The organism is Nocardiopsis sp. NPDC006832 (assembly GCF_040635885.1).
Lineage (GTDB): Bacteria > Actinomycetota > Actinomycetes > Streptosporangiales > Streptosporangiaceae > Nocardiopsis.
This window is the reverse complement of sequence record NZ_JBEYLC010000033.1, coordinates 1-19,562: the sequence shown is the minus strand read 5'-3', so window position 1 is coordinate 19,562 and position 19,562 is coordinate 1. Positions and strand designations below refer to the sequence as shown.

The 19,562-nt window shown below is 69.9% G+C and carries 16 protein-coding genes; 2 read left to right on the top strand and 14 right to left on the bottom strand.

Annotated elements, in window-relative coordinates; genetic code table 11:
* Positions 1-19 precede the first annotated feature (19 nt).
* Genes ABZ717_RS16690 through ABZ717_RS16675 form a run of 4 tightly spaced genes read right to left on the bottom strand, consistent with a single transcriptional unit; the run spans position 20 to position 6,663 of the window.
* Complete coding sequence (locus ABZ717_RS16690) at positions 20-1,192, bottom strand: acyl-CoA dehydrogenase family protein (protein ID WP_358510885.1); 1,173 nt, start codon at positions 1,190-1,192, stop codon at positions 20-22.
* A complete protein-coding gene (locus tag ABZ717_RS16685; protein WP_358510882.1) occupies positions 1,189-3,300 on the bottom strand; it encodes a biotin carboxylase N-terminal domain-containing protein in 2,112 nt (703 codons plus the stop codon). The genes ABZ717_RS16690 and ABZ717_RS16685 overlap by 4 nt, the downstream gene beginning before the upstream one ends.
* A 13-nt stretch (positions 3,301-3,313) precedes the next feature.
* Positions 3,314-4,912, bottom strand: coding sequence for a carboxyl transferase domain-containing protein (locus ABZ717_RS16680; RefSeq protein WP_358510879.1), 1,599 nt, complete (start codon positions 4,910-4,912; stop codon positions 3,314-3,316).
* Entirely contained in the window at positions 4,909-6,663 is a 1,755-nt protein-coding gene (locus ABZ717_RS16675) for an acyclic terpene utilization AtuA family protein (RefSeq protein ID WP_358510876.1), read from the bottom strand. The genes ABZ717_RS16680 and ABZ717_RS16675 overlap by 4 nt, the downstream gene beginning before the upstream one ends.
* A gap of 161 nt (positions 6,664-6,824) precedes the next feature.
* Between ABZ717_RS16675 and ABZ717_RS16670 the strand changes: the two genes are divergently transcribed.
* Positions 6,825-7,250, top strand: coding sequence for a hypothetical protein (locus tag ABZ717_RS16670; RefSeq protein WP_358510873.1), 426 nt, complete (start codon positions 6,825-6,827; stop codon positions 7,248-7,250).
* Positions 7,251-7,351: 101 nt separating this feature from the next.
* The gene (locus tag ABZ717_RS16665) at positions 7,352-7,933 is read left to right on the top strand and encodes a hypothetical protein (protein WP_358510870.1); all 582 of its coding nucleotides are present in this window, start codon (positions 7,352-7,354) and stop codon (positions 7,931-7,933) included.
* A 48-nt stretch (positions 7,934-7,981) separates the two neighbouring features.
* Here the strand turns inward: ABZ717_RS16665 and ABZ717_RS16660 are convergent, their stop codons facing one another.
* From ABZ717_RS16660 to ABZ717_RS16615, 10 genes are all read right to left on the bottom strand, one after another.
* Positions 7,982-9,271: a thymidine phosphorylase gene (locus ABZ717_RS16660; RefSeq protein WP_358510867.1), complete on the bottom strand. Its 1,290-nt coding sequence runs from the start codon at positions 9,269-9,271 to the stop codon at positions 7,982-7,984.
* A 72-nt stretch (positions 9,272-9,343) separates the two neighbouring features.
* Positions 9,344-9,763, bottom strand: coding sequence for a cytidine deaminase (locus ABZ717_RS16655; RefSeq protein WP_358510864.1), 420 nt, complete (start codon positions 9,761-9,763; stop codon positions 9,344-9,346).
* Positions 9,742-10,998 (bottom strand): ABC transporter permease, encoded by a 1,257-nt coding sequence (locus tag ABZ717_RS16650; RefSeq protein ID WP_358510861.1) that lies wholly within the window; start codon positions 10,996-10,998, stop codon positions 9,742-9,744. The genes ABZ717_RS16655 and ABZ717_RS16650 overlap by 22 nt, the downstream gene beginning before the upstream one ends.
* Positions 10,995-12,584: an ABC transporter permease gene (locus ABZ717_RS16645; protein ID WP_358510859.1), complete on the bottom strand. Its 1,590-nt coding sequence runs from the start codon at positions 12,582-12,584 to the stop codon at positions 10,995-10,997. The genes ABZ717_RS16650 and ABZ717_RS16645 overlap by 4 nt, the downstream gene beginning before the upstream one ends.
* Positions 12,581-14,182: an ABC transporter ATP-binding protein gene (locus ABZ717_RS16640; RefSeq protein WP_358510856.1), complete on the bottom strand. Its 1,602-nt coding sequence runs from the start codon at positions 14,180-14,182 to the stop codon at positions 12,581-12,583. Before ABZ717_RS16640 ends, ABZ717_RS16645 begins: the two co-directional genes overlap by 4 nt.
* Positions 14,183-14,373: 191 nt before the next feature.
* Entirely contained in the window at positions 14,374-15,429 is a 1,056-nt protein-coding gene (locus tag ABZ717_RS16635) for a BMP family ABC transporter substrate-binding protein (protein ID WP_358510853.1), read from the bottom strand.
* A 342-nt stretch (positions 15,430-15,771) separates the two neighbouring features.
* A complete protein-coding gene (locus tag ABZ717_RS16630; protein WP_358510851.1) occupies positions 15,772-16,503 on the bottom strand; it encodes an alpha/beta fold hydrolase in 732 nt (243 codons plus the stop codon).
* A gap of 158 nt (positions 16,504-16,661) precedes the next feature.
* Positions 16,662-17,003, bottom strand: a complete 342-nt coding sequence (locus ABZ717_RS16625) for a biotin/lipoyl-containing protein (RefSeq protein WP_358510848.1) — start codon at positions 17,001-17,003, stop codon at positions 16,662-16,664.
* Between the two features lie 5 nt (positions 17,004-17,008).
* On the bottom strand, positions 17,009-18,031 hold the full coding sequence (locus ABZ717_RS16620; RefSeq protein ID WP_358510845.1) for an alpha-ketoacid dehydrogenase subunit beta: 1,023 nt from the start codon (positions 18,029-18,031) through the stop codon (positions 17,009-17,011).
* Complete coding sequence (locus tag ABZ717_RS16615) at positions 18,028-19,065, bottom strand: thiamine pyrophosphate-dependent enzyme (protein WP_358510842.1); 1,038 nt, start codon at positions 19,063-19,065, stop codon at positions 18,028-18,030. Before ABZ717_RS16615 ends, ABZ717_RS16620 begins: the two co-directional genes overlap by 4 nt.
* Positions 19,066-19,562: the final 497 nt, after the last annotated feature.

Below are 19,562 nucleotides of genomic sequence, written 5' to 3'. Positions count from 1 at the left end.
GCGCCTCTTCCCTTGAACGTCAGTACGACTTGGGCAACCCCAGGGACTGCTGGGCCACGTAGTTGAGGATCATCTCGCGGCTCACCGGGGCGATCCGGGACAACCGGGAGGCGGCGATCATCGCCCCCAGCCCGTACTCGCTCGCCAGCCCGTTGCCGCCCAGGGTCTGCACGGCCTGGTCCACCGAACGCACGCACACCTCGGCGGCGGCGTACTTGGCCATGTTGGCCGCCTCCCCGGCGCCCGCGTCGTCGCCGGCATCGTAGCGGAGCGCGGCGTAGTGGGTCATCAGTCGCGCCTGCTCCATCTCGATCTTGATCTGCGCGAGCGGGTGCGCCAACCCCTGGTGGGCGCCGATGGGCCGATCCCGCCACACCACGCGTTCCCTGGCGTAGGAGACCGCCTTGGCGAGCGCGTGTCGGGCGAAGCCGGTGGAGAAGGCGGCAGCCATGATGCGTTCGGGGTTGAGTCCGGCGAACAGTTGTCGGAGTCCGGCCTCGGGATCGCCGACCAGGGCGTCGGCGGGTAGGCGCACGTCGTCCATGAACAGTTGGAACTGGTGGTCGGGGCTTACGATGTCCATCTCGATCCGCCGGGCCTCGAAGCCGGGGGTCGCGGTGGGGACGATGAACAGCGCGGCGGACAGTCTCCCGGTGTCGGAGTCCTCGACGCGGCCGACCACGAGCACGGCGTCGGCGACGTCGACCCCGGAGATGAAGGTCTTGCGGCCGTTGAGCACCCATTCGTCACCGTCGCGCCGGGCGGTGGTGGTGATGCGGTGGGAGTTGGATCCGGCGTCGGGTTCGGTGATGGCGAAGGCCATGATGGTCTCGCCACTCGCCAACCCGGGCAGCCGGTCTCGTCGCTGCTCGGGCGTGCCGAAGCGGGACAGAACGGTGCCGCAGATGGCCGGGGAGACGACCATCATCAGGGTGGGGCAGCCGGCGGCGCCGAACTCCTCCATGACGGCGGCCAGGTCTCCGATGCCGCCACCGCCGCCGCCGTACTCCTGGGGGAGGTTGACGCCCAGGTAGCCGAGTTCGCCGGCCTCCTGCCACAGTTCGCTCATGTAGGCACCCTCAGCGGCCTTGGCCCTGGTGTACTCGGGGCCGTATCGGGAGGCCAGGGCCGCGACGGCGGCCCTCAGTTCGACGCGTTCGGCGGGTTCGTCGAAGGTCATGGCACCGGTCACGGGTTCTTTCCTTCCTCGCCGGTGGGGGCGGGGTCTGTGGTCGGTTCGGCGTTCGTGTCGTAGTCGAGGACCGCGAGGGGCGCGCCGGCGCCGACCCGCTCCCCCGCCGATACGGGCAGTTCACGGACGGTCCCGGCGGCGGGGGCGGTGACGCGGTGTTCCATCTTCATGGCCTCCATCCGCAGCAGGATCCGCCCTTGGGCCACGTGTTCGCCGACCTCGACGTCCACGGCGGTGACCGTGCCCGGCATGGGGGCCGGGAGTGCGCCGGGGTCGACCCTGGATTCGGGTGAGGGCAGCGGATCGACGGGGACGAGGGCGACCGACCCGAGCGAGGACTCCACGTACACGGAGCCGGTCGTGTCCGGCCGTTGCCCGGGGACCCGGTGGATCTCGAAGGCGCGGCGCACCCCGCGCACCTCCAACACGACCGTTTCCGCCCCGGCCGACAGCACCCGTACCCCTTCCTGTTCGGGCAGGTGGGCGCCGCGCACCGACCGGAACCGCGTAGTGACCTCCCGACCGTCGGAGGTGGTGTGCCTTCGGGTGTGCGGCGCCGAGGGCACGTTGCGCCAGGCGGAGGGGACCCCGGCGGGCACGGTGGCCGTGGAGCGGGCGGCCTCGACCGAGGCGAGTGAGGCCGCCAGGGCGGCCAGGTCCTCAGTGGCGGGGGTGGCCAACGGTGACGCCAGTTCGGTGAGCCGGTCGCCGGTGAGGAACCCGGTGTGCAACCCCTCCGGTCGGGTTTGGGCACCGGCCATGAGGGGGTGGCGCAGGGAACGCACCAGCAGGTCCCGGTTGGTGCCGACGCCGTGCAGGCGGGCTCCGGCCAGGGCGGCGGACAGACGACGCAGGGCGTCGCGGCGGTCGCGGCCCACGGCGATGACCTTGGCGAGCATCGGATCGAAGTCGACGCCGACCTCGTCACCGGTCTCCACCCCGTGGTCCAGCCGCACCCCGGGTTCGGTGAACGGAGTGAAGGAGGTGTCCGTGGCCGGGACGTCGAACGCGTGCAGGACGCCGGTGCGCGGTCGCCAGTCCTCGCGGGGATCCTCCGCGTACAGGCGGGCCTCGATGGCGTGCCCGCGCGGGGCGGGTGGTCCCTCCTTCGGGAGCGGTTCCCCCTCGGCCACGCGCAACTGCCACTCGACCAGGTCGAGCCCGGTGACGCACTCGGTGACGGGGTGTTCCACCTGTAGGCGTGTGTTCATCTCCAAGAAGACGGGTTCGCCCAGTCCGTCGTCGGTGACGGGGACGAGGAACTCGGCGGTTCCGGCCCCGGTGTAGCCGATGGCCGTGGCCAGGTCCTCGGCGGCCCGGTGCAGGCGTTCCCGGATGTCCTCGGGCAGACCGGGGGCGGGGGTCTCCTCCAGGACCTTCTGGTGCCGGCGCTGTACCGAGCAGTCGCGTTCGCCGACCGCCCAGACGGTGCCGTGCAGGTCGGCGAGTACCTGGACCTCCACGTGGCGGCCGCGTTCGACGTAGGGCTCGCAGAACACGGCGGGGTCGCCGAAGGCGGAGGCCGCCTCGGTGCGGGCCGCCTCGACCTCGGTGGACAGGGCCGCCAGGTCGCGGACCACCCGCATGCCGCGGCCACCGCCCCCAGAGACCGCCTTGACCAGCACGGGCAGGTGTTCGGCGCGTACCTCTGTGGGGTCGAGGGCGTCGGCGACCGGGACACCGGCGTCGCGGGCGACCTTCTTGGCGAGGGTCTTGGAACCCATCTGTTCGACGGCCTGCGCCGAGGGGCCCACCCAGGTGAGTCCGGCCTCGACGACGGCGCGGGCGAAGCCGGCGTTCTCGGACAGGAATCCGTAGCCGGGGTGGATCGCGTCGGCTCCGGCGGTGCGGGCCGCCTCGACCAGGGCGTCGGGGTCCAGGTAGGCGTCCACGGGGCCGCCACCCTCGGGGACGGGCAGCGCGACGGCCGCGTCGGCCTCGCGCACGTGGGCCGCGTCCTCCTCGCCCGGCGCGTACACGGCCACGCAGGTCAGGCCCAGGGTGCGGCAGGTGCGGATGATCCTGCGGGCGATCTCGCCTCGATTGGCCACCAGCAGGGCGGTGACGGGGCGGACGGCTCCGGCGGTGGTGGGGTCGATCCTTGTCATGTCCTGGCCTCCTCTACATGCGGAAGACGCCGAAGGCGTCGGTGCCGGCGACGGGCGCGTTGTGCGCGAAGGACAGGCACAGTCCCAGGACCGTGCGGGTGTCGCGGGGGTCGATGACCCCGTCGTCGTAGACCCGGCCGGACAGGAACATCGGCAGGGACTCGGCCTCGATCTGGTTCTCGACCATCTCCCGCATGGCGCGGTCCTGTTCCTCGTCGTAGGGCAGCCCCTTCTTGGCGGCCGAGGCCCGAGAGACGATGGAGATGACCTCGGCGAGCTGTCCGGGGCCCATCACCGCCGAGCGGGCGCTGGGCCAGGCGAAGAGGAAGCGCGGGTCGTAGGCGCGACCGCACATCCCGTAGTGCCCGGCCCCGAAGGAGGCGCCGATGAGCACCGAGAAGTGCGGGACGGTGCTGTTGGAGACGGCGTTGATCATCATCGATCCGTGCTTGATGATGCCGCCCTGCTCGTACTCGGCGCCGACCATGTAGCCGGTGGTGTTGTGCAGGAAGATCAGCGGGGTGTCGGAGCGGTTGGCCAGCTGGATGAACTGGGCGGCCTTCTGTGACTCCTCGCTGAACAGCACGCCGTTCTCGTTGGCCAGGACGCCCACGGGGTAGCCGTGCAGGCGTGCCCAACCGGTGACCAGCCCGGCGCCGTAGGAGGGCTTGAACTCGTCGAACTCGGAGCCGTCGACGACGCGGGCGATGACCTCGCGGGGGTCGACGGGGACCTTGAGGTCGGGCGGCATGACGCCCAGGAGTTCCTCGGCCGGGTGGAGGGGTTCGGGTGCGGTGGCACTCGGGGCGGGGCCGGCCTTGGTGTGGTCGAGCCGGGCGACGATGCGCCGCCCGATCCGGATGGCGTCGTGTTCGTCCTCGGCCAGGTGGTCGGCGAGCCCGGACACCTCGGCGTGCATGCGTGCCCCGCCCAGGGACTCGTCGTCGCTCTCCTCACCGGTGGCGGCCTTGACCAGCGGCGGCCCGCCCAGGAACACCTTGGCCCGGTCGCGCACCATGACCACGTGGTCGCTCATCCCGGGGACGTAGGCGCCGCCGGCGGTGGAGTTGCCGAACACCAGGGCGATGGTGGGGATACCGGCCCTCGACAGGCGTGTGAGGTGGCGGAAGGTGCCGCCGCCGGGGATGAAGATCTCCTTCTGGGTGGGCAGGTCGGCACCGCCCGACTCCACCAGGCTGATCATCGGCATCCGGTTGCGTTCGGCGATCTCCCCGGCGCGCACGGACTTCTTGAGGGACCAGGGGTTGGTGGCGCCGCCCCGCACGGTGGGGTCGTTGGCGACGATCACGCACTCGACCCCGGAGACCACGCCGACGCCGGTGACGACGCTCGCTCCCACCTGGAAGTCGCTGCCCCAGGCGGCGAGGGTGGACAGCTCAAGGAAGGGGCTGCCCTCGTCGAGGAGGAGTTCGACGCGTTCGCGGGCGAGCAGACCACCTCGGGAACGATGGCGTTCGACGTAGCTCTCACCACCGCCGGCCAGGGCCTTGGCGTGTTCGGCGTCGATCTCGGCGAGCCTGCCGAGCATCTCCTCCCGCGCCTCAGCGTAGGCCGGGCCACGGATGTCGAGTCTGGAGGTCAGGACGCTCACGGGTTCTCCTCGGTCTTCGAGGTCGGGAGGTGTTCCAGCAGGGCCACCGGAACGGGGAGGCGGCGCGCGCGCAGCCATTCGCCGAGCCCCTTGGCCTGGGGGTCCAGGCCCTCGCGGCGGGCGGTGCCGGGGGCGAGGATCCCCTCGATCCAGAAGTCGACGGCGCGCAGGTTCGGCAACGGGTGGCGGGTGACGGTCAGCTCCGCGATCTCGGGCAGCAGCTCGCGCAGGACGTCCACGGTGAGGGTGTGGGCGAGCCAGCGCCAGCCCTCCTCGGTGGTGGCCCACACGCCCAGGTTGGCGTGGGCGCCCTTGTCGCCGCTGCGGGCGCCCAACACCAGGCCGAGGGGGACGGTGCGGGTGGGGCCCTCGGGCGGCGGCGCGGGCGGGTCCGGTTCCGGTACGGGGGCGAGCCCGCGGGTGCGTTCGGGCGGCGCGACCGATTCCCGATCACCGTCGGGGGTGATCACGGTGTGCTCGATCTCCGTGGCGGGGACGAGGGCGTGCGTGGCGGTGACCCCGTCGGGGCGCGCGTCACGCGGTGGCGCGGTGATGTGGAACCCGGCGTAGCTGCCGAGGGCGAGTTCGACGGCGGCGGCGCCGAAACGGCGTCCGATGACGGCCGGATCACCGTCACGGACCACGACCTTCAGGCGTGCGGTCGCGTCGTCCTGGGTGCGGCCGTGGGGGTCGACGGCGGGGGTGAACTCGAAGCGCAGCTCCGCGGGCGGACGGTGTTCGAGGGCGGCGCGCATCTGCCGCTCGGCCCGCGCGGCCTTGGCCCGGGCGTCCAGTCCGGTGATGAGGAACTCGACCTCGTTGCAAAAGCCCGTGAGCCGGGTCAGGCCGACCTTGACGTCGGGCGGCGGGTCCTCCCCCACCACCCCGTCGATCCGCACCCGGTCGGGTCCTTCCTGGGTGAGGCGGACGGTGTCGAGTCGAGTGGTGACGTCGGGCCCGGCGTAGCGGGCGCCGTCGATCTCGTAGACCAGTTGGGCGGTGACGGTGCCCACCGTGACCGCGCCACCCGAACCCTCGTGCTTGGTGATGACGCTGCCGCCGTCGGCGGCGATCTCGGCGATGGGGAAGCCGGGGTGGTCCAGGTCGCGGCCGGCGAGCTCGTCGATCAGCGCGTAGTTGCCGCCGGTGGCCTGGGTGCCGCACTCGATGACGTGTCCGGCCACGGTCGCGCCGGCCAGGGCGTCGAGGTCCTCACGGGTCCAACCGAAGTGCGAGACGGCCGGGCCCACCACGAGGGACGCGTCGGTGACCCGCCCGGTGACGACGATGTCGGCGCCCAGGTCCAGGCAGCGGGCGATGCCGAACGCGCCGAGGTAGGCGTTGGCGGTGAGCGGGTGCCCGAACTCGAATTCCTCGGCACGATGCAGGACGTCATCGCCGGTGACGCAGGCGATCCGGGGCTCGAAGCCCAGTCCGTCGGCGAGTTCGGTGAGCTTGTCGGCCAAACCTCGGGGGTTGAGTCCTCCGGCGTTGGTGACGACCCGGACCCGGCGCTCCATGATCAGCCCCAGGCACTCCTTCATCTGTTCGAGGAAGGTCCTGGCGTAGCCCCGGGCGGGGTCGGTCAGTTGGTCGCGGCCGAGGATGGCCATGGTGAGTTCGGCCAGGTAGTCACCGGTGAGGACGTCCACCGTGCCTTCGGTGAGCATCTCGCGCACCGCGCCGAGGCGGTCTCCGTAGAACCCGGAGGCGTTGCCGACCCGCAGGGAGGGGGCTGCTGTAGCGGTCATGGAAACGAGGGTGACACCGGACACAGGAAAAAACAAGCATCTGTGCTTGTTTCTGATTCGCCCGGTTCAGAACCCCTATCCGATGAAATGGCCGGAACCGGACGCGATCATCCCGTTACGGAGGGCGTCTTCCGGGACATGGGGCCGGTATTTTGACGCGGGTGAGCACCTCCTCAGAAGACACCAAGGACACCACCCCCACCTCCGAAGCCGCCGAGGACGGCGCGGGCGAAGCCTTCGTCGCCGGTGTCCCCGAACCCCGACCGGCCGGCCTGTTCGGACCCGAGACCTTCAGCGTGGCCGGGCTCCTGCTACTGGCCACCACCCTCTTGTCCACCGAGCTGGTGGCGATCTTCAACCAGCACACCCTGACCGGTGCGCAGGGCACCCTGAGCGCGGCGGTCCAGGGGCAGCTGACCGGCGCCGGCCTGTTCTCCGCCCTGGCCGTGGTGAGCGCCGCCGTGGCATTGCTGCGCGCCGCGCCCACCACCCGCCCGTGGGCACGCCACCTGGCCGCGGCCACGGTCATCGTCGGTCTGCTGCTGGTCCTGCTGACCGTGACCTCCTACGTCCTGCTCTCCCCCTGACCCCTCCATCCCCGGGCCGGAGGCCCCTCCGGCCCGGATCCCTACGCCCACCAGGCGATTCTTAGGCACTGCTTATACGCACCCACGGGTACGTTGGCCGCGTGAGTACCGCACCGGAAGACAACACAGCATCCGAGAACACCACGACCGAGACGGACGAGTCCGCCCGGCCGAACTTCGAACCGGCCGGGGCCACGACCGCGACGGACGAGGAAACGCCCTACGAGACGGTCGAGGGACACGACCCCGAGCAGGAAGGGGACCCGAACGTCGACGACGCGGAGCACGGCGTCGCGGCGACGTCCGATCCGCGTCCCGGGGGCGCCTTCTCGGCGGAGACCTTCGGCATCATCGGCCTGGTCCTGCTCGGCGTGACCATCATGTCCGGGCAGCTCCTGGAGATGCTCACCAGCATGATCCTGGTGAGCGGCCAACCCATAGCGCCCGAGCAGATCGGCCACATCGAGCTCCAGCTGATGATGGGCGGCGCGGTGGCACTGCTCGCGGTGCTCTTCGCGGGCCTGTCGCTGGCGCTGGTCAACCCGGGAACCCGCCCGTGGGCCAAGTGGGGCGCGACCGCCACCGTGATCGTGGGACTGCTGTTCGTGATCATCGCGGCGGTGGCCTTCTACATGGTCCCCGAGGCGGCCGAGCAGCAGATGATGCCGCCGATCATGGATTGACCACCCGATCCGCCGGGGCCCGCCATGGGCCCCGGCCGGGCTCCGGACTCAGGCCGCGCGGTCGATGACCAGCGGCCTCGGGGTCCACTCGTCGGCGCCACCGATGTCGCAGGCGCCCTCCAGCGCCTGGGCGGCCCACTCGAAGCGCTCGGCCTCGTCGGTGTGCAGGGTGAACAGCGGTTCGCCCGCGACGACTTCCTCGCCCGGCTTGGCGTGCAGGGTCACTCCGGCGCCGAAGGACACCGCGTCCTCCTTGCGCGCCCGCCCCGCGCCCAGTCGCCAGGCGGCCAGGCCGACCTGGTAGGCGTCCAGGCGGGTGACCGTGCCCGTGGCCGGGGCGAGCATCACGCGGCTCTCCGCGGCCTCGGGCAAGGGCGCGTCCGGGTCGCCGCCCTGGGCCCGGATCAGGTCCTTCCAGGACTCCAGGGCGCTGCCGTCGCGCAGGGCCTCGGCCGGGTCCTTGATCCCGTTCTCGCCAGGGGTGAGCCCCGCGGCGGCGAGCATCTCCCGGGCCAGGGCCACGGTCAGCTCCACCACGTCGGCCGGTCCGCCACCGGAGAGCACCTCCACCGCCTCGGCCACCTCCAGGGCGTTACCGACCTGGCGGCCCAGCGGGCTCTCCATGTCGGTCAGCAGCGCCACGGTACGCACCCCGTGGTCGTTACCGATGTCCACCATGGTGCGGGCCAGCTCGGTGGCGGCGGTCAGGTCCTTCATGAACGCGCCCGATCCCACCTTGACGTCGAGCACCAGCGAGCCGGTGCCCTCCGCCAGCTTCTTGCTCATGATGGAGGCGGAGATGAGCGGGATGGACTCGACGGTGCCGGTGACGTCGCGCAGGGCGTAGAGCTTGCGGTCGGCGGGCGCCAGTCCGGCACCGGCCGCGCAGATCACCCCGCCGGTGTCGACGATGACCCGCCGCATCTCCTCGGTGGACAGCGACGCCTTCCACCCCGAGATCGACTCCAGCTTGTCGAGGGTGCCGCCGGTGTGGCCGAGCCCACGTCCGGAGAGCTGAGGCACGGCCGCCCCACAGGCCGCCACGGTCGGGGTCAGCGGCAGGGTGATCTTGTCGCCCACCCCACCGGTGGAGTGCTTGTCGGTGGTGGGTCGGGCCAGGTCGGAGAAGTCCAGGCGTTCCCCCGAGCCCAACATGGCCTCGGTCCAGCGCGCCACCTCGGCGCGGTTCATCCCCTTGAGGAAGATCGCCATGGCAAGCGCCGACATCTGTTCCTCGGCGATCTCGCCACGGGTGTAGGCCGCGATCACCCAGTCGATCTGTTCGGGGGTGAGCTCCACCCCGTCGCGCTTGGCCCGGATGATCTCGATGACGTCCATGTCATGTCCCTTCCAATGACGTCTCCCCGGCCACGCGGGGCGGGGCCGGGGAGACGCCTTGCGATCGACTGATCAGGTGAGGTTGTGCGGTCCGAACGCCTGGGGCAGCACCCGCTCCATGGGGAGGATCCCCTCGGGGGTGTCCAGGAGCATCTCGGGACCGCCGTGTTCGTACAGCAACTGGCGGCAGCGCCCGCACGGCATCAGGGCCTCGCCCTGTCCGTCCACGCACGCGAAGGCGACCAGCCGGCCTCCCCCGCCGGCGTGCAGGGCGCTGACGAGCCCGCATTCGGCGCACAGGCCCACGCCGTAGGAGGCGTTCTCCACGTTGCAGCCGCTCACGACCCGGCCGTCGTCGACCAGCGCGGCCGCGCCCACCGGGTACTTCGAGTAGGGCGCGTAGGCGCGCGTCATGGCCTCCCGGGCGATCTCTCTCAGCGCCGCCCAGTCCACGCTCGTCTCGGATCCGCTCATGATCGGCTCGCCCTCCATTGCTTGCCCACCCCGGCGGGTGCCCGCAGCCGTTGCGAGGCCAGGGACAACACCAACAGGGTGGCGATGTGCGGGCTGTAGGTGGCCAGCTCGCGCGGCAGCGAGTCGGTGCTGAAGTACCACAGCAGCAGCACGACCGCGGTGAGGAAACCGGCGATGGCGATGCCCTTGCGGTCCTTGCGCACCTGCCAGACGGCCACCACCAGCAGCACCACGGCCAGGAGCAGCAACAGGGCGTGGATGGCCGCGCCGCCGCCGCGCACCTGGAGGGCGTCGGTGTAGCCGAACAGGCCCGCGCCCATGGCCAGACCACCCGGACGCCAGTTACCGAAGATCATCGCGGCCAGACCGATGTAGCCGCGGCCGCCGGTCTGCCCCTCCTGGTAGATCTGCGAGGCGACGATCGCCAGGAACACCCCGCCCATACCGGCCAGGCCACCGGAGACGACCACGGCGATGTACTTGAGGGTGTACACCGGCACGCCGAGGGACTCCGCGGCGTCGGGGTTCTCGCCCACCGACCGCAACCGCAGACCGAAGGTGGTCTTCCACAGCACCAGGTAGGTGATCGGGATCAGCAGGATGGCGATGAGGGTGAGCGCGGACATGCGGGTGGTGAGCCCGATGACCAGCGACGCCAGGTCGCTGACCAGGAAGATCCCACTCTGGGCGACGGGGGCGAGGGCCTCGGGCAGCCACGGAACGTTCAGGGTGGGGAACGACGGCGCCACCGGGGACTGGGCCGCGCCCGCGCCGGGGATGTCGGAGTAGATCAGGATCGACATGTAGCGCATGGCGCCCAGGGCCAGGATGTTGATGGCCACACCGGACACGATGTGGTCCACGGCGAAGGTCACCGTGGCCACCGCGTGCATCAGACCACCGAGCATGCCGCCCATGGTCCCCGCGAGCAGGCCGATCCACGGGTTGTCGAAGCTCCACGCGAAGTAGGCCCCGAACCAGGTCCCGAAGATCATCATGCCTTCGAGACCGATGTTGATGATGCCCGCGCGTTCGGCCCACAGACCACCGAGGGCGGCCAGACCGATCGGGACCGCGAAGGTCAGCGTGGTGCGGACGGTGCCCGCGTCGGTCAGCATGTCCTGGCCGGTGATGACCCGCAGGCCCGCCAGGGACACGAAGACCGCCATCAGCAGGGTGAGGACGCGCCAGCGCGCCCACCCCTTGGGCCGGCGCTTGGTCACCGACTCCATCACGTTGAGTTCCTGGCTCACTGTGCCTCCCCACCGCTCTTGTCGTCGGTGCCGTCTTCCTTGGAGCGGCCGGGGACGCTGTCGTCACCCTCGTCGGAACCGTTCTCCGGGCCGTGGGACACGGCCGCGGGCTCCGGTGTGGTCTCGATCGTCTGACCGAGCTGCCTGCCGATCTGCTGTTGCTCGTAGCGACGGCCCCAGCGGTGGACCACCTCGTAGACCACGACGACCGTGAGGACGATAGTGGCCTGCGCGATGACCGCGATCTCCTGGGGGATGCCGTCGAAGGGCAGGATGCCCGCCGCCTGGTTCAGGAAGGCCCAGAACAGGGAGGCGAAGACGATGCCCACCGGGTGGTTGCGGCCCAGCAGCGCGATGGCGATGCCGATGAAGCCGATCCCGGTCGGGAAGTCCAGGGCGTAGTAGTGGGAGCTGCCGAGCAGCTGCGGCAGGCCCACCAGTCCCGCGACCATGCCGGAGAAGAGCATGGACAGGAAGACCATCTTCTTGACGTCGACACCACTGGCCTCGGCCGCCGTCTTGGACTGGCCGGTGGCCCGCAGCTCGAAGCCGAACCGGGTGCGGTTGAGCATGATCCAGTAACCGATGCCGACCGCGACGGCGAGGAAGATCAGACCGAAGATCTCCCGCTCCGAACCGAGGAAGGTCGCCGGGATACCGGGGACCCAACCGGACTCGGGGATGGGCGGGGTACCGATGTTGTTGGTGCTGATCTCGACCGCGAGACGCCCCTCGGTCAAGAGGTAGGCGGTGATGCCGGTGGCGATCGAGTTGAGCATGATCGTGGAGATCACCTCGGACACGCCACGGGCGACCTTGAGGTAACCGGCGATGCCCGCCCACACGCCACCGACCGCGACCGCGGTGACGATGACGACGAACTGGCTGATCACCGGCGGCAGGACCAGGTAACCGCCGACCGCGGCCGCCAGCAGCGCCGCCAGTCGGTACTGACCGTCGACGCCGATGTTGAACAGCTTCATCTTGAAGCCGATCGCCACGGCCACGGCGGCCAGGTAGTAGGTGACACCGTCGTTGATGATCTGCACCATGCTGTTGGGCCTGGTGCCGTACTCCAGCATCCGCTCGAAGGTGGCCAGCGGCGTGATGCCGCTGAAGTACAGCACCGCCGCGGTCACCGCGATGGCGAGGATCCCCGCGGCGAACACCGCGGCGAAGGACAGCGCCAACATGGTGGACAGGCGGTGGAACAGCAGGAACGCCAGCGCCGCGCCGATGGCGGCACCGATCAGGGCCGCGGCCCACTCCTGGAGTTGCAGGTCCAGCAGCCAGGCGGACAGCAGGCCCGACACCACGGCCAAGAGCAGCGCCGTGGGCACCACCAGGGTCTTGTGGAGGGCGGTCCCCTCCTCCTCTGCGCCGCCGGATCCGGCGTCTCGCGCGTTGGAAACCAGTGGGGCGGACCAGGCCACGAAGCCGAAGGCCACCACCACGCCGATGATGATCGCCACCCACCACAGCAGCGCCAGGTCGAGCCCCGCGGTGACCCCGGCGCCCAGGACGACCGCGATCGCGGCGGCCACGGGCCCGGACATGGTCATGTCGGGGCGGGGAAGCTTACTCATGCGCCGCCCTCGTTCTCTTCTTCGCCGGTACGGTCGCCCGCACCGGAATCGCTTTCCCGGTCGCCCGGCAGGCCGGCGCCGGTCATGGCGGAGCCGAGCTGTTCGGGGGTGACGTCGGTCGGGTCGGCCTCGGCCACCAGACGGCCCCGCAGGATGACGTGCAGCGTGTCGGACATGCCGATCAGCTCGTCCAGGTCCGCCGAGATCAGCAGCACGGCCAGGCCGTCGGCCCGGGCCTCGCGCAGCTGCTCCCAGATCGCGGACTGGGCGCCCACGTCCACGCCCCGGGTGGGGTGCGCGGCGACCAGGAAGCGCGGTTCCCCGCTCATCTCCCGACCGATGATGAACTTCTGCTGGTTACCGCCGGAGAGCGCGTCCGCGATGACGTCGATGCCGGGGGTGCGCACGTCGTACTCGGCGACGATGCGCTCGGAGTCCTGCCTGGCACCGGCCCTGTTGATCCAGGGTCCGCGGACGCTGGGTTCGCGGGTCTGGTGACCGAGGACGCGGTTCTCCCACAGCGGGGACTCCAACAGCACACCGTGGCGGTGTCGGTCCTCGGGGATGTAGCCGACGCCCGCCTCACGGATGCGCAGCGTGGACCACGAGGTGACGTCGTCCTCCTCCAGGCGGATGTGGCCGGAGGAGACCCGACGCATGCCCATGATGGCCTCGATGAGCTCCGACTGGCCGTTGCCCTCGACGCCCGCGATGCCGACGATCTCACCCTTGTGGATGTCCACGGAGACGTCGTCCACGACCTTGCGGCCGTCGGCGGAGGTCACGGTGATCCCGTCCAGGGACAGGACCACGTGATCGGTGACGGTGGACTCGCGCAACTCGGGGACGGGCAGTTCGCCACCGACCATCAGTGTGGCCAGTTCCCGCGCGGTGGTGGTGCGCGGGTCCGCGGTGGCGACGGTGGTGCCGCGTCGGATGACGGTGATCTCGTCGGCGACCGACAGGACCTCGTCGAGCTTGTGCGAGATGAAGATGACGGTCAGGCCCTCGCGCTTGAGTTCGCGCAGGTTGTCGAAGAGTTCGTCGACCTCCTGCGGGACCAGGACCGCGGTGGGCTCGTCCAGGATGATGGTCTCGGCGCCTCGGTAGAGGACCTTGAGGATCTCCACGCGCTGGCGGTCGCCGACGCCCAGGTCCTCCATCAGGCGGTCGGGTTCGACCCCGAGACCGTACTGGCCGGACAGGGCACGGATCTGTTCACGGGCCTTGTTGCCGATGCCATGACGGCGTTCGGCGCCCAGGACCACGTTCTCCAGGACGGTCAGGTTGTCGGCGAGCATGAAGTGCTGGTGCACCATGCCGATGCCGTTCTTGATCGCGTCGGAGGGCGAGTGGAACCGCACCTCTCGACCCTTGACGTGGATGGTGCCCTCGTCCGGCTTGTGCATGCCGTACAGGGTCTTCATCAACGTGGACTTACCCGCCCCGTTCTCGCCGACGATGGCGTGCACGGTACCGGGAGCCACGGTGATGTCGATGTCGTGGTTGGCCACGACGCCGGGAAAACGCTTGGTGATCCCGCGCAGCTCAACGGCGGCGGGTCCATTCGACCCGCCGCCCGATGGCGTGCTGCTCATCAGACTCCTCTTGGGGAACTTGCGGCGGGGCGCGGGCGGGCCGGGGTACGGCCACGTCCGGACACCTTCGTCGCGGTGCGGCTACCGGGCGGAGCCGAAGGGGGTCTGCGCCCCCTCCGGCTCCGTTCCTCGTGACCGGTGTGGATCACGGCGCGGGCCCGGTGCCCGCTCAGTGGTGGGTTCCGTGCCCATCAGGGCTCGGTGGGAACCTCGATGTCACCGGCGATGATCTGCTCCTTGAGCTCGTCGAGCTCCTCCTGCAGCGGAGCGATCGCCTCTTCGTTGGTGGTGGTGTAGTCCACACCGCCCTCACTGAGGTCGAAGCGCTGGATACCGCCCTCGACGCTGTCCTCGGTGGCGGCCTTGATGAGCTCGAACACCGAGAGGTCGACCTGCTTGATGGCGGAGGTCAGCACGTGCGGCTTCTGCTCGTCGTCGGCGTTCTCGTACTGGTCGCTGTCGACACCGATGAAGGTGAAGTCGTTGTCCACGGCCGACTCCAGGACACCGTTGCCGGAGGCGCCGGCGGCGTGGTAGATGACGTCCGCGCCACGGTCGTACTGGGCCTGGGCGACCTCACGGCCACGGGCCGGGTCGCTGAAGCCGCTCATGTCCGGCGGCTGGCTCAGGTAGTCGATCTCGACGTTGACGTCCTCGTTCACGTGCTCGACGCCCGCGCTGAAGCCCGCCTCGAACTTGTGGATCAGCGGGGTCTCGACACCGCCGACGAAACCGACGTGGTCCTCCTCGGTGGTCAACGCCGCGGCGGCGCCGGCCAGGAAGGAGGCCTGCTCCTCGGCGAAGACCAGGCTGGTGACGTTGTCGATCCCATCGATCTCGGAGTCCACGATCGCGAAGTGGACCTCCGGGTACTCGGGCGCGACCGCCTGGATGGCGGCGTCATAGGCGAACCCGACCGCGATGACGACGTCATAGCCCTCATCGGCCATGGTGGCCAGACGCTCCTCCTTGGCGGAGTCCGGCTCGCCGTCGGACGGCTCGAAGTCCTGGGTCTCCACACCCAGCTCCTCGGCCGCCTGCTCCAGGCCTCGGAACGCGGAGTCATTGAAGGAACGGTCGCCGCGACCACCGACGTCGTAGGCCAGGCCCACGCGTACTTCGGAGGTCTCGTCTCCGCCTTCGGCACCGCCGTTGTCGCCGTCTTCGACCGCGCTGTCGCACGCGGTGAGTGCCAGCATGCCCGCCGCGGCGACCGCGGCGAACTTGGCTGCGTTACTACGCTTCACTTGGGTAACTCTCCCCTTCGCCCTCTCAGCGGTGCCGCATTCCGCGCGGGACCGGCCTGAGTTCTGCAGCCGGACGATATCCCGTTGCGGAAAGTACACCTAACCCAGGGTCGGAGTTGTTATGAAGGCGAGAGCCAAGTGACACGGGGCCTTACTCGAAAGTTGCCGAGGGCGCTCCGGGAGGGGCCGCCCGTTCGGCCTTTCTCGGTTTTCGACCCCCCTCTTCCCTGGCAGAACACGAGATTACGACCGGTTGTACCGCACCCCTCACCTTTGGTCACACACCCACGTGGAAGCCGGCCGGTCTAGACCGGCCTGACCCAATATATCGGGCCCGACCGCTCAGCCGGCGAGGAAGTCCACCGCGGCCTGCTTGAACACCCGGGAGGAGACCGCGTTGGCGTGGTCGCGCCCGGGGATCTCCACGAAGACGCCCTCGCAGGAGGCGGCCAGGTCGGTGACACCCTCGGCCACCGTGTCCTTGACCCCGGCCACCAGCAGGATCGGCACGCCCTCGGGGCGGGGTTCGACGGTGAAGGGATCGGCGGCCTGACCCCGCGCACAGGCGGCGAGCGCTTCGGGGTCGTTGCCGGGTAGCCCGCCGACCGCGCGGAAGACGTGATCGAAGGGGGCGTCCCCCGTTCCGGGTTCGCCCTCGCCCAGGCCGGCCAGCGCGTCGACCGGGCCGAACCCGCCCAACACCAGGCGGCGTACGCGCTCGGGGGCGGTGAGCGCGAGCGCCCAGGCAAGCCTGGACCCCATGGAGTAGCCGACCACGTCGACGCTCGGCAGGCCGAGCTCGTCGAGGAGCCGCAGAAGGTCGGCGACGAAGTGTTCGGGCAGATAAAGCCCGCTTTCGGTGGGTTTGTCACTGCCCCCGTGGCCGCGCAGGTCCGGGCCGATCACCCGGCGCCCCTCGGTCTCCAGTGTTCGGAGCCAACCGGTGGCCCGCCAATTCATGTCGAAGGAGCTTCCGAAACCGTGCAACAGAAGCACCGGAACGGAGTCACTCGGTGCCTGCGGCGACAAATCCGCATAGCTTATTGTCACGTCTCCGACGAGATTCGCTGTCATGAATCGTTCCGCACCTTTCCCGGTTCGGGTATTTCACCAAAGAGAACGGAGACCCATTCAGATGTTCCTCTGAGTGAATGGTCGAGACAAGGGCTCTCACTCGTGTCGACATCCGAACGGGTCTCCGATGAGGATGGGGCTTGGGACCGATGGGTCGGTCAGTCCGTCGGGGGCTTGAGGCGGACCCTTCGTCGCGGTGCCGCCTCCTCGGTGGGCACCTTGCCGACGATGCCGGCCCGCGGTGCCTCCTCCACCTCCACCGCGAAGGTCACCAGTGGGTCGCCGACGGGAACGATCCCTTCCTCCTCCGCGTGCAGCTCCACCACGCGTCCGGCCTTGGGCGAGGGGATCACCACGGCGGACTTGGTGGTCTCCACCTCGACCAGCGGGTCGTTGCGGCCGATCACGTCGCCGACCGCCACCTGCCACTCCAGTACGGTCGCCTCGACCAGTCCCTCCCCGAGGTCGGGAAGGGTGAAGGTGATGTTCTCTTGTGCCATGTGGGCTAGTACTCCAGGGTTCGCTGGACCGCGAGCAGGACGCGGTCGATCGTCGGCAGGTACTGGGACTCCAGGGGGCCGGCCGGGTAGGGGACGTCGAAGCCGGTGACCCGCTGGACCGGGGCGGCCAGTTCGCGGAAGCAGCCGTCGGTGATCAGGGTGGCGACCTCCGCTCCGAGCCCCGCGGTGAGCGGTGCCTCGTGGACGACCACGGCGCGCTTGGTGCGCGAGACCGAGGCCACGAGCCCGGCGGCGTCGATGGGCTTGAGCCAGCGAAGGTCCAGGACCTCCAACTCCACACCGTCCTCGGCCGCCAGTTCGGCCACCCGCACGCACTTGTGCACCATGGCGCCCCAGGCGACGAGGGTGGCGTGTCGGCCCGGGCGGACGATCCGACTGGTTCCGATGGGGTCGGTGGGCTCGCTGAGCCGGACCGGTCGGCGGTCCCAGTAGCGGGCCTTGGGTTCCATGTACACGACCGGGTCGTCGGAGCGCACCGACTGCAACAGCAGGCTGTAGGCCTCGCCCGGGTCGGAGGGGGCCACGACCTTCAGGCCGGGGGTGTGCGCGAAGAGCGCCTCCAGGCTCTCCCCGTGGTGTTCGGGGGCCTGGATGCCACCGAAGGAGGGCAGCCGCAGGGTGATCGGCATGGGCGTGGCGCCGCGGGTGCGGTAGTTCATGCGCGCCACCTGGTTCACGATCTGGTCGATGGCGGGGTAGGCGAAACCGTCGAACTGGAGCTCGGGGACGGGCCGCAGTCCGTTCATGGCCAGGCCGACCGCCATGCCCATGATGGCGGACTCGGCCAAGGGGGTGTCGAAGACACGCTGCTCCCCGAACTCCTTCTGAAGCCCGTCGGTGACGCGGAAGACACCGCCCAGGGCGCCGACGTCCTCACCGAAGACGAGCACCTTCGGGTCCTCGGCGAGCAGGACGCGCAGGGCCCGGTTGATGGCCTGCTGCATGGACAGTTCGACCGCCTCGCCCCGCGGATCCGGGGCGGCGGCGCGCTCGATCAGCTCGGTCACAGCTCGACCTCTTCCTGCCAGGTTCGGTGCTGCCGGGTGAGTTCCTCCGTGGTCTCCCGGAACACGTGGGTGAACAGTTCGGAGCCGTGGGGCTCGGGGGCCTCGGCGACACCGTCGCGGATCTCCTCGGCCCGTTCGGCGGACTCGGCGTCGATCCGGTCCAGGTCGGCCTCGTCGGCGTGACCGGCCTCGACCAACGCGGCGCGCAGCAGTGTGAGGGGATCGCGTTCGCGCCAGCGGGCGGCCTCCCCCTCGTCCCGGTAGCGGCCGGGGTCGTCGGAGGTGGAGTGCGGTTCGACCCGGTAGGTGAGGGCCTCGATGACGGTGGGGCCGCCGCCCTCCCTGGCCCGCTGGACGGCCTTGGCGGTCGCGGTGTAGACCGCGCCGACGTCGTTGCCGTCCACCAGGACGCCCTCGATGCCGTAGCCCTGGGCGCGCGCCGCGATGGAACCACCGGCGACCTGGCGGTGGTTGGGCACCGACAGCGCCCACTGGTTGTTCTGGCAGAAGAAGATGACGGGCGCCGTGAAGACCCCCGCGAAGTTCATGGCCTCGTGGACGTCGCCTTCGGAGCTGGCGCCGTCGCCGAAGTAAGCCATGGCAACGCCCTCGCCACCTCGGAGTCTTTCGCCGACCGCCCAGCCGACGGCGTGCGGCACCGGTCCGCCCACGACCGCGTTGACGGCGCCGAATCGGGAGTCCATGACGTCGTATAGGCCGCCGTGCCACAGGGCTCGGTGGGTGGCCATGTAGCCGACCATCTCGACTCCGTAGGCGAGGGCGGCGGCCATCTCTCGGTAGGTGGGGAAGACGAAGTCGCGGGTGGGATCGAGCGCGGTGGCCCCGCCGACCTGTGCGGCCTCCTGTCCTCGGACGGAGACATAGGCGGGGAAGACGCCCTGGCGTTGCAGGGCGATGGCCTCGGTGTCCAGGTCTCTCGCGGTGCGCATGTCGCGATAGAGACCGCGGGTGAGTTCGGGTGACAGGTGTTCCACTGTGATGGAGTCCTGGCCCGTCGACTCTCGGGGTGGCATGGCGAGCGGCTCCCAACATGGCCTTTGGGCGCGCGGTGGCACGCCACCGGGCTCGGGGTGGTCACGTTCCTGCCCTCGATTCTCCGCACGACTGGACGGTTCCGCTAGATACAGCCGAACAGTCGAGACGTTCAAGCACATTGAAAGCAGAATCGTTCGCTGATGTCCAAGATTTGAGGTCCAGAGAAGCGGAAAACGACACGCTACGCCAAACATCACGAATCATGATCAACCGCCCGTGACGCGGGCCGTCCGACACGGCGGCCGACGATCGCTCGCCGGCACCCCGTTCGCCCCGGAACGGACACCGACGCGTTGCGATCCGAACACGAGGGGTGCCTGAGCGGCACCGGGCCCCGTACCTTCGGAACCCCGCCCACTGGAGTCGTTGCATGTCCACACAGTTACGACAAATAGCACCGAAATGGCCGATTCGGCGAGAAAATATGTCTGATTCAGGACACCGCGGTGTAGTTACCGACCAGTCGGGGGAAACC

What these genes read in the sequence shown, in the direction of transcription:
- ABZ717_RS16675 (WP_358510876.1), bottom strand. Translation starts at nt 6,663, where the DNA reads ATGACCGCTACAGCAGCCCCCTCCCTGCGGGTCGGCAACGCCTCCGGG.
- ABZ717_RS16645 (WP_358510859.1), bottom strand. Translation starts at nt 12,584, where the DNA reads ATGAGTAAGCTTCCCCGCCCCGACATGACCATGTCCGGGCCCGTGGCC.
- ABZ717_RS16685 (WP_358510882.1), bottom strand. Translation starts at nt 3,300, where the DNA reads ATGACAAGGATCGACCCCACCACCGCCGGAGCCGTCCGCCCCGTCACC.
- ABZ717_RS16655 (WP_358510864.1), bottom strand. Translation starts at nt 9,763, where the DNA reads ATGGAGGGCGAGCCGATCATGAGCGGATCCGAGACGAGCGTGGACTGG.
- ABZ717_RS16640 (WP_358510856.1), bottom strand. Translation starts at nt 14,182, where the DNA reads ATGAGCAGCACGCCATCGGGCGGCGGGTCGAATGGACCCGCCGCCGTT.
- ABZ717_RS16660 (WP_358510867.1), bottom strand. Translation starts at nt 9,271, where the DNA reads ATGGACGTCATCGAGATCATCCGGGCCAAGCGCGACGGGGTGGAGCTC.
- ABZ717_RS16625 (WP_358510848.1), bottom strand. Translation starts at nt 17,003, where the DNA reads ATGGCACAAGAGAACATCACCTTCACCCTTCCCGACCTCGGGGAGGGA.
- ABZ717_RS16615 (WP_358510842.1), bottom strand. Translation starts at nt 19,065, where the DNA reads ATGCCACCCCGAGAGTCGACGGGCCAGGACTCCATCACAGTGGAACAC.
- ABZ717_RS16630 (WP_358510851.1), bottom strand. Translation starts at nt 16,503, where the DNA reads ATGACAGCGAATCTCGTCGGAGACGTGACAATAAGCTATGCGGATTTG.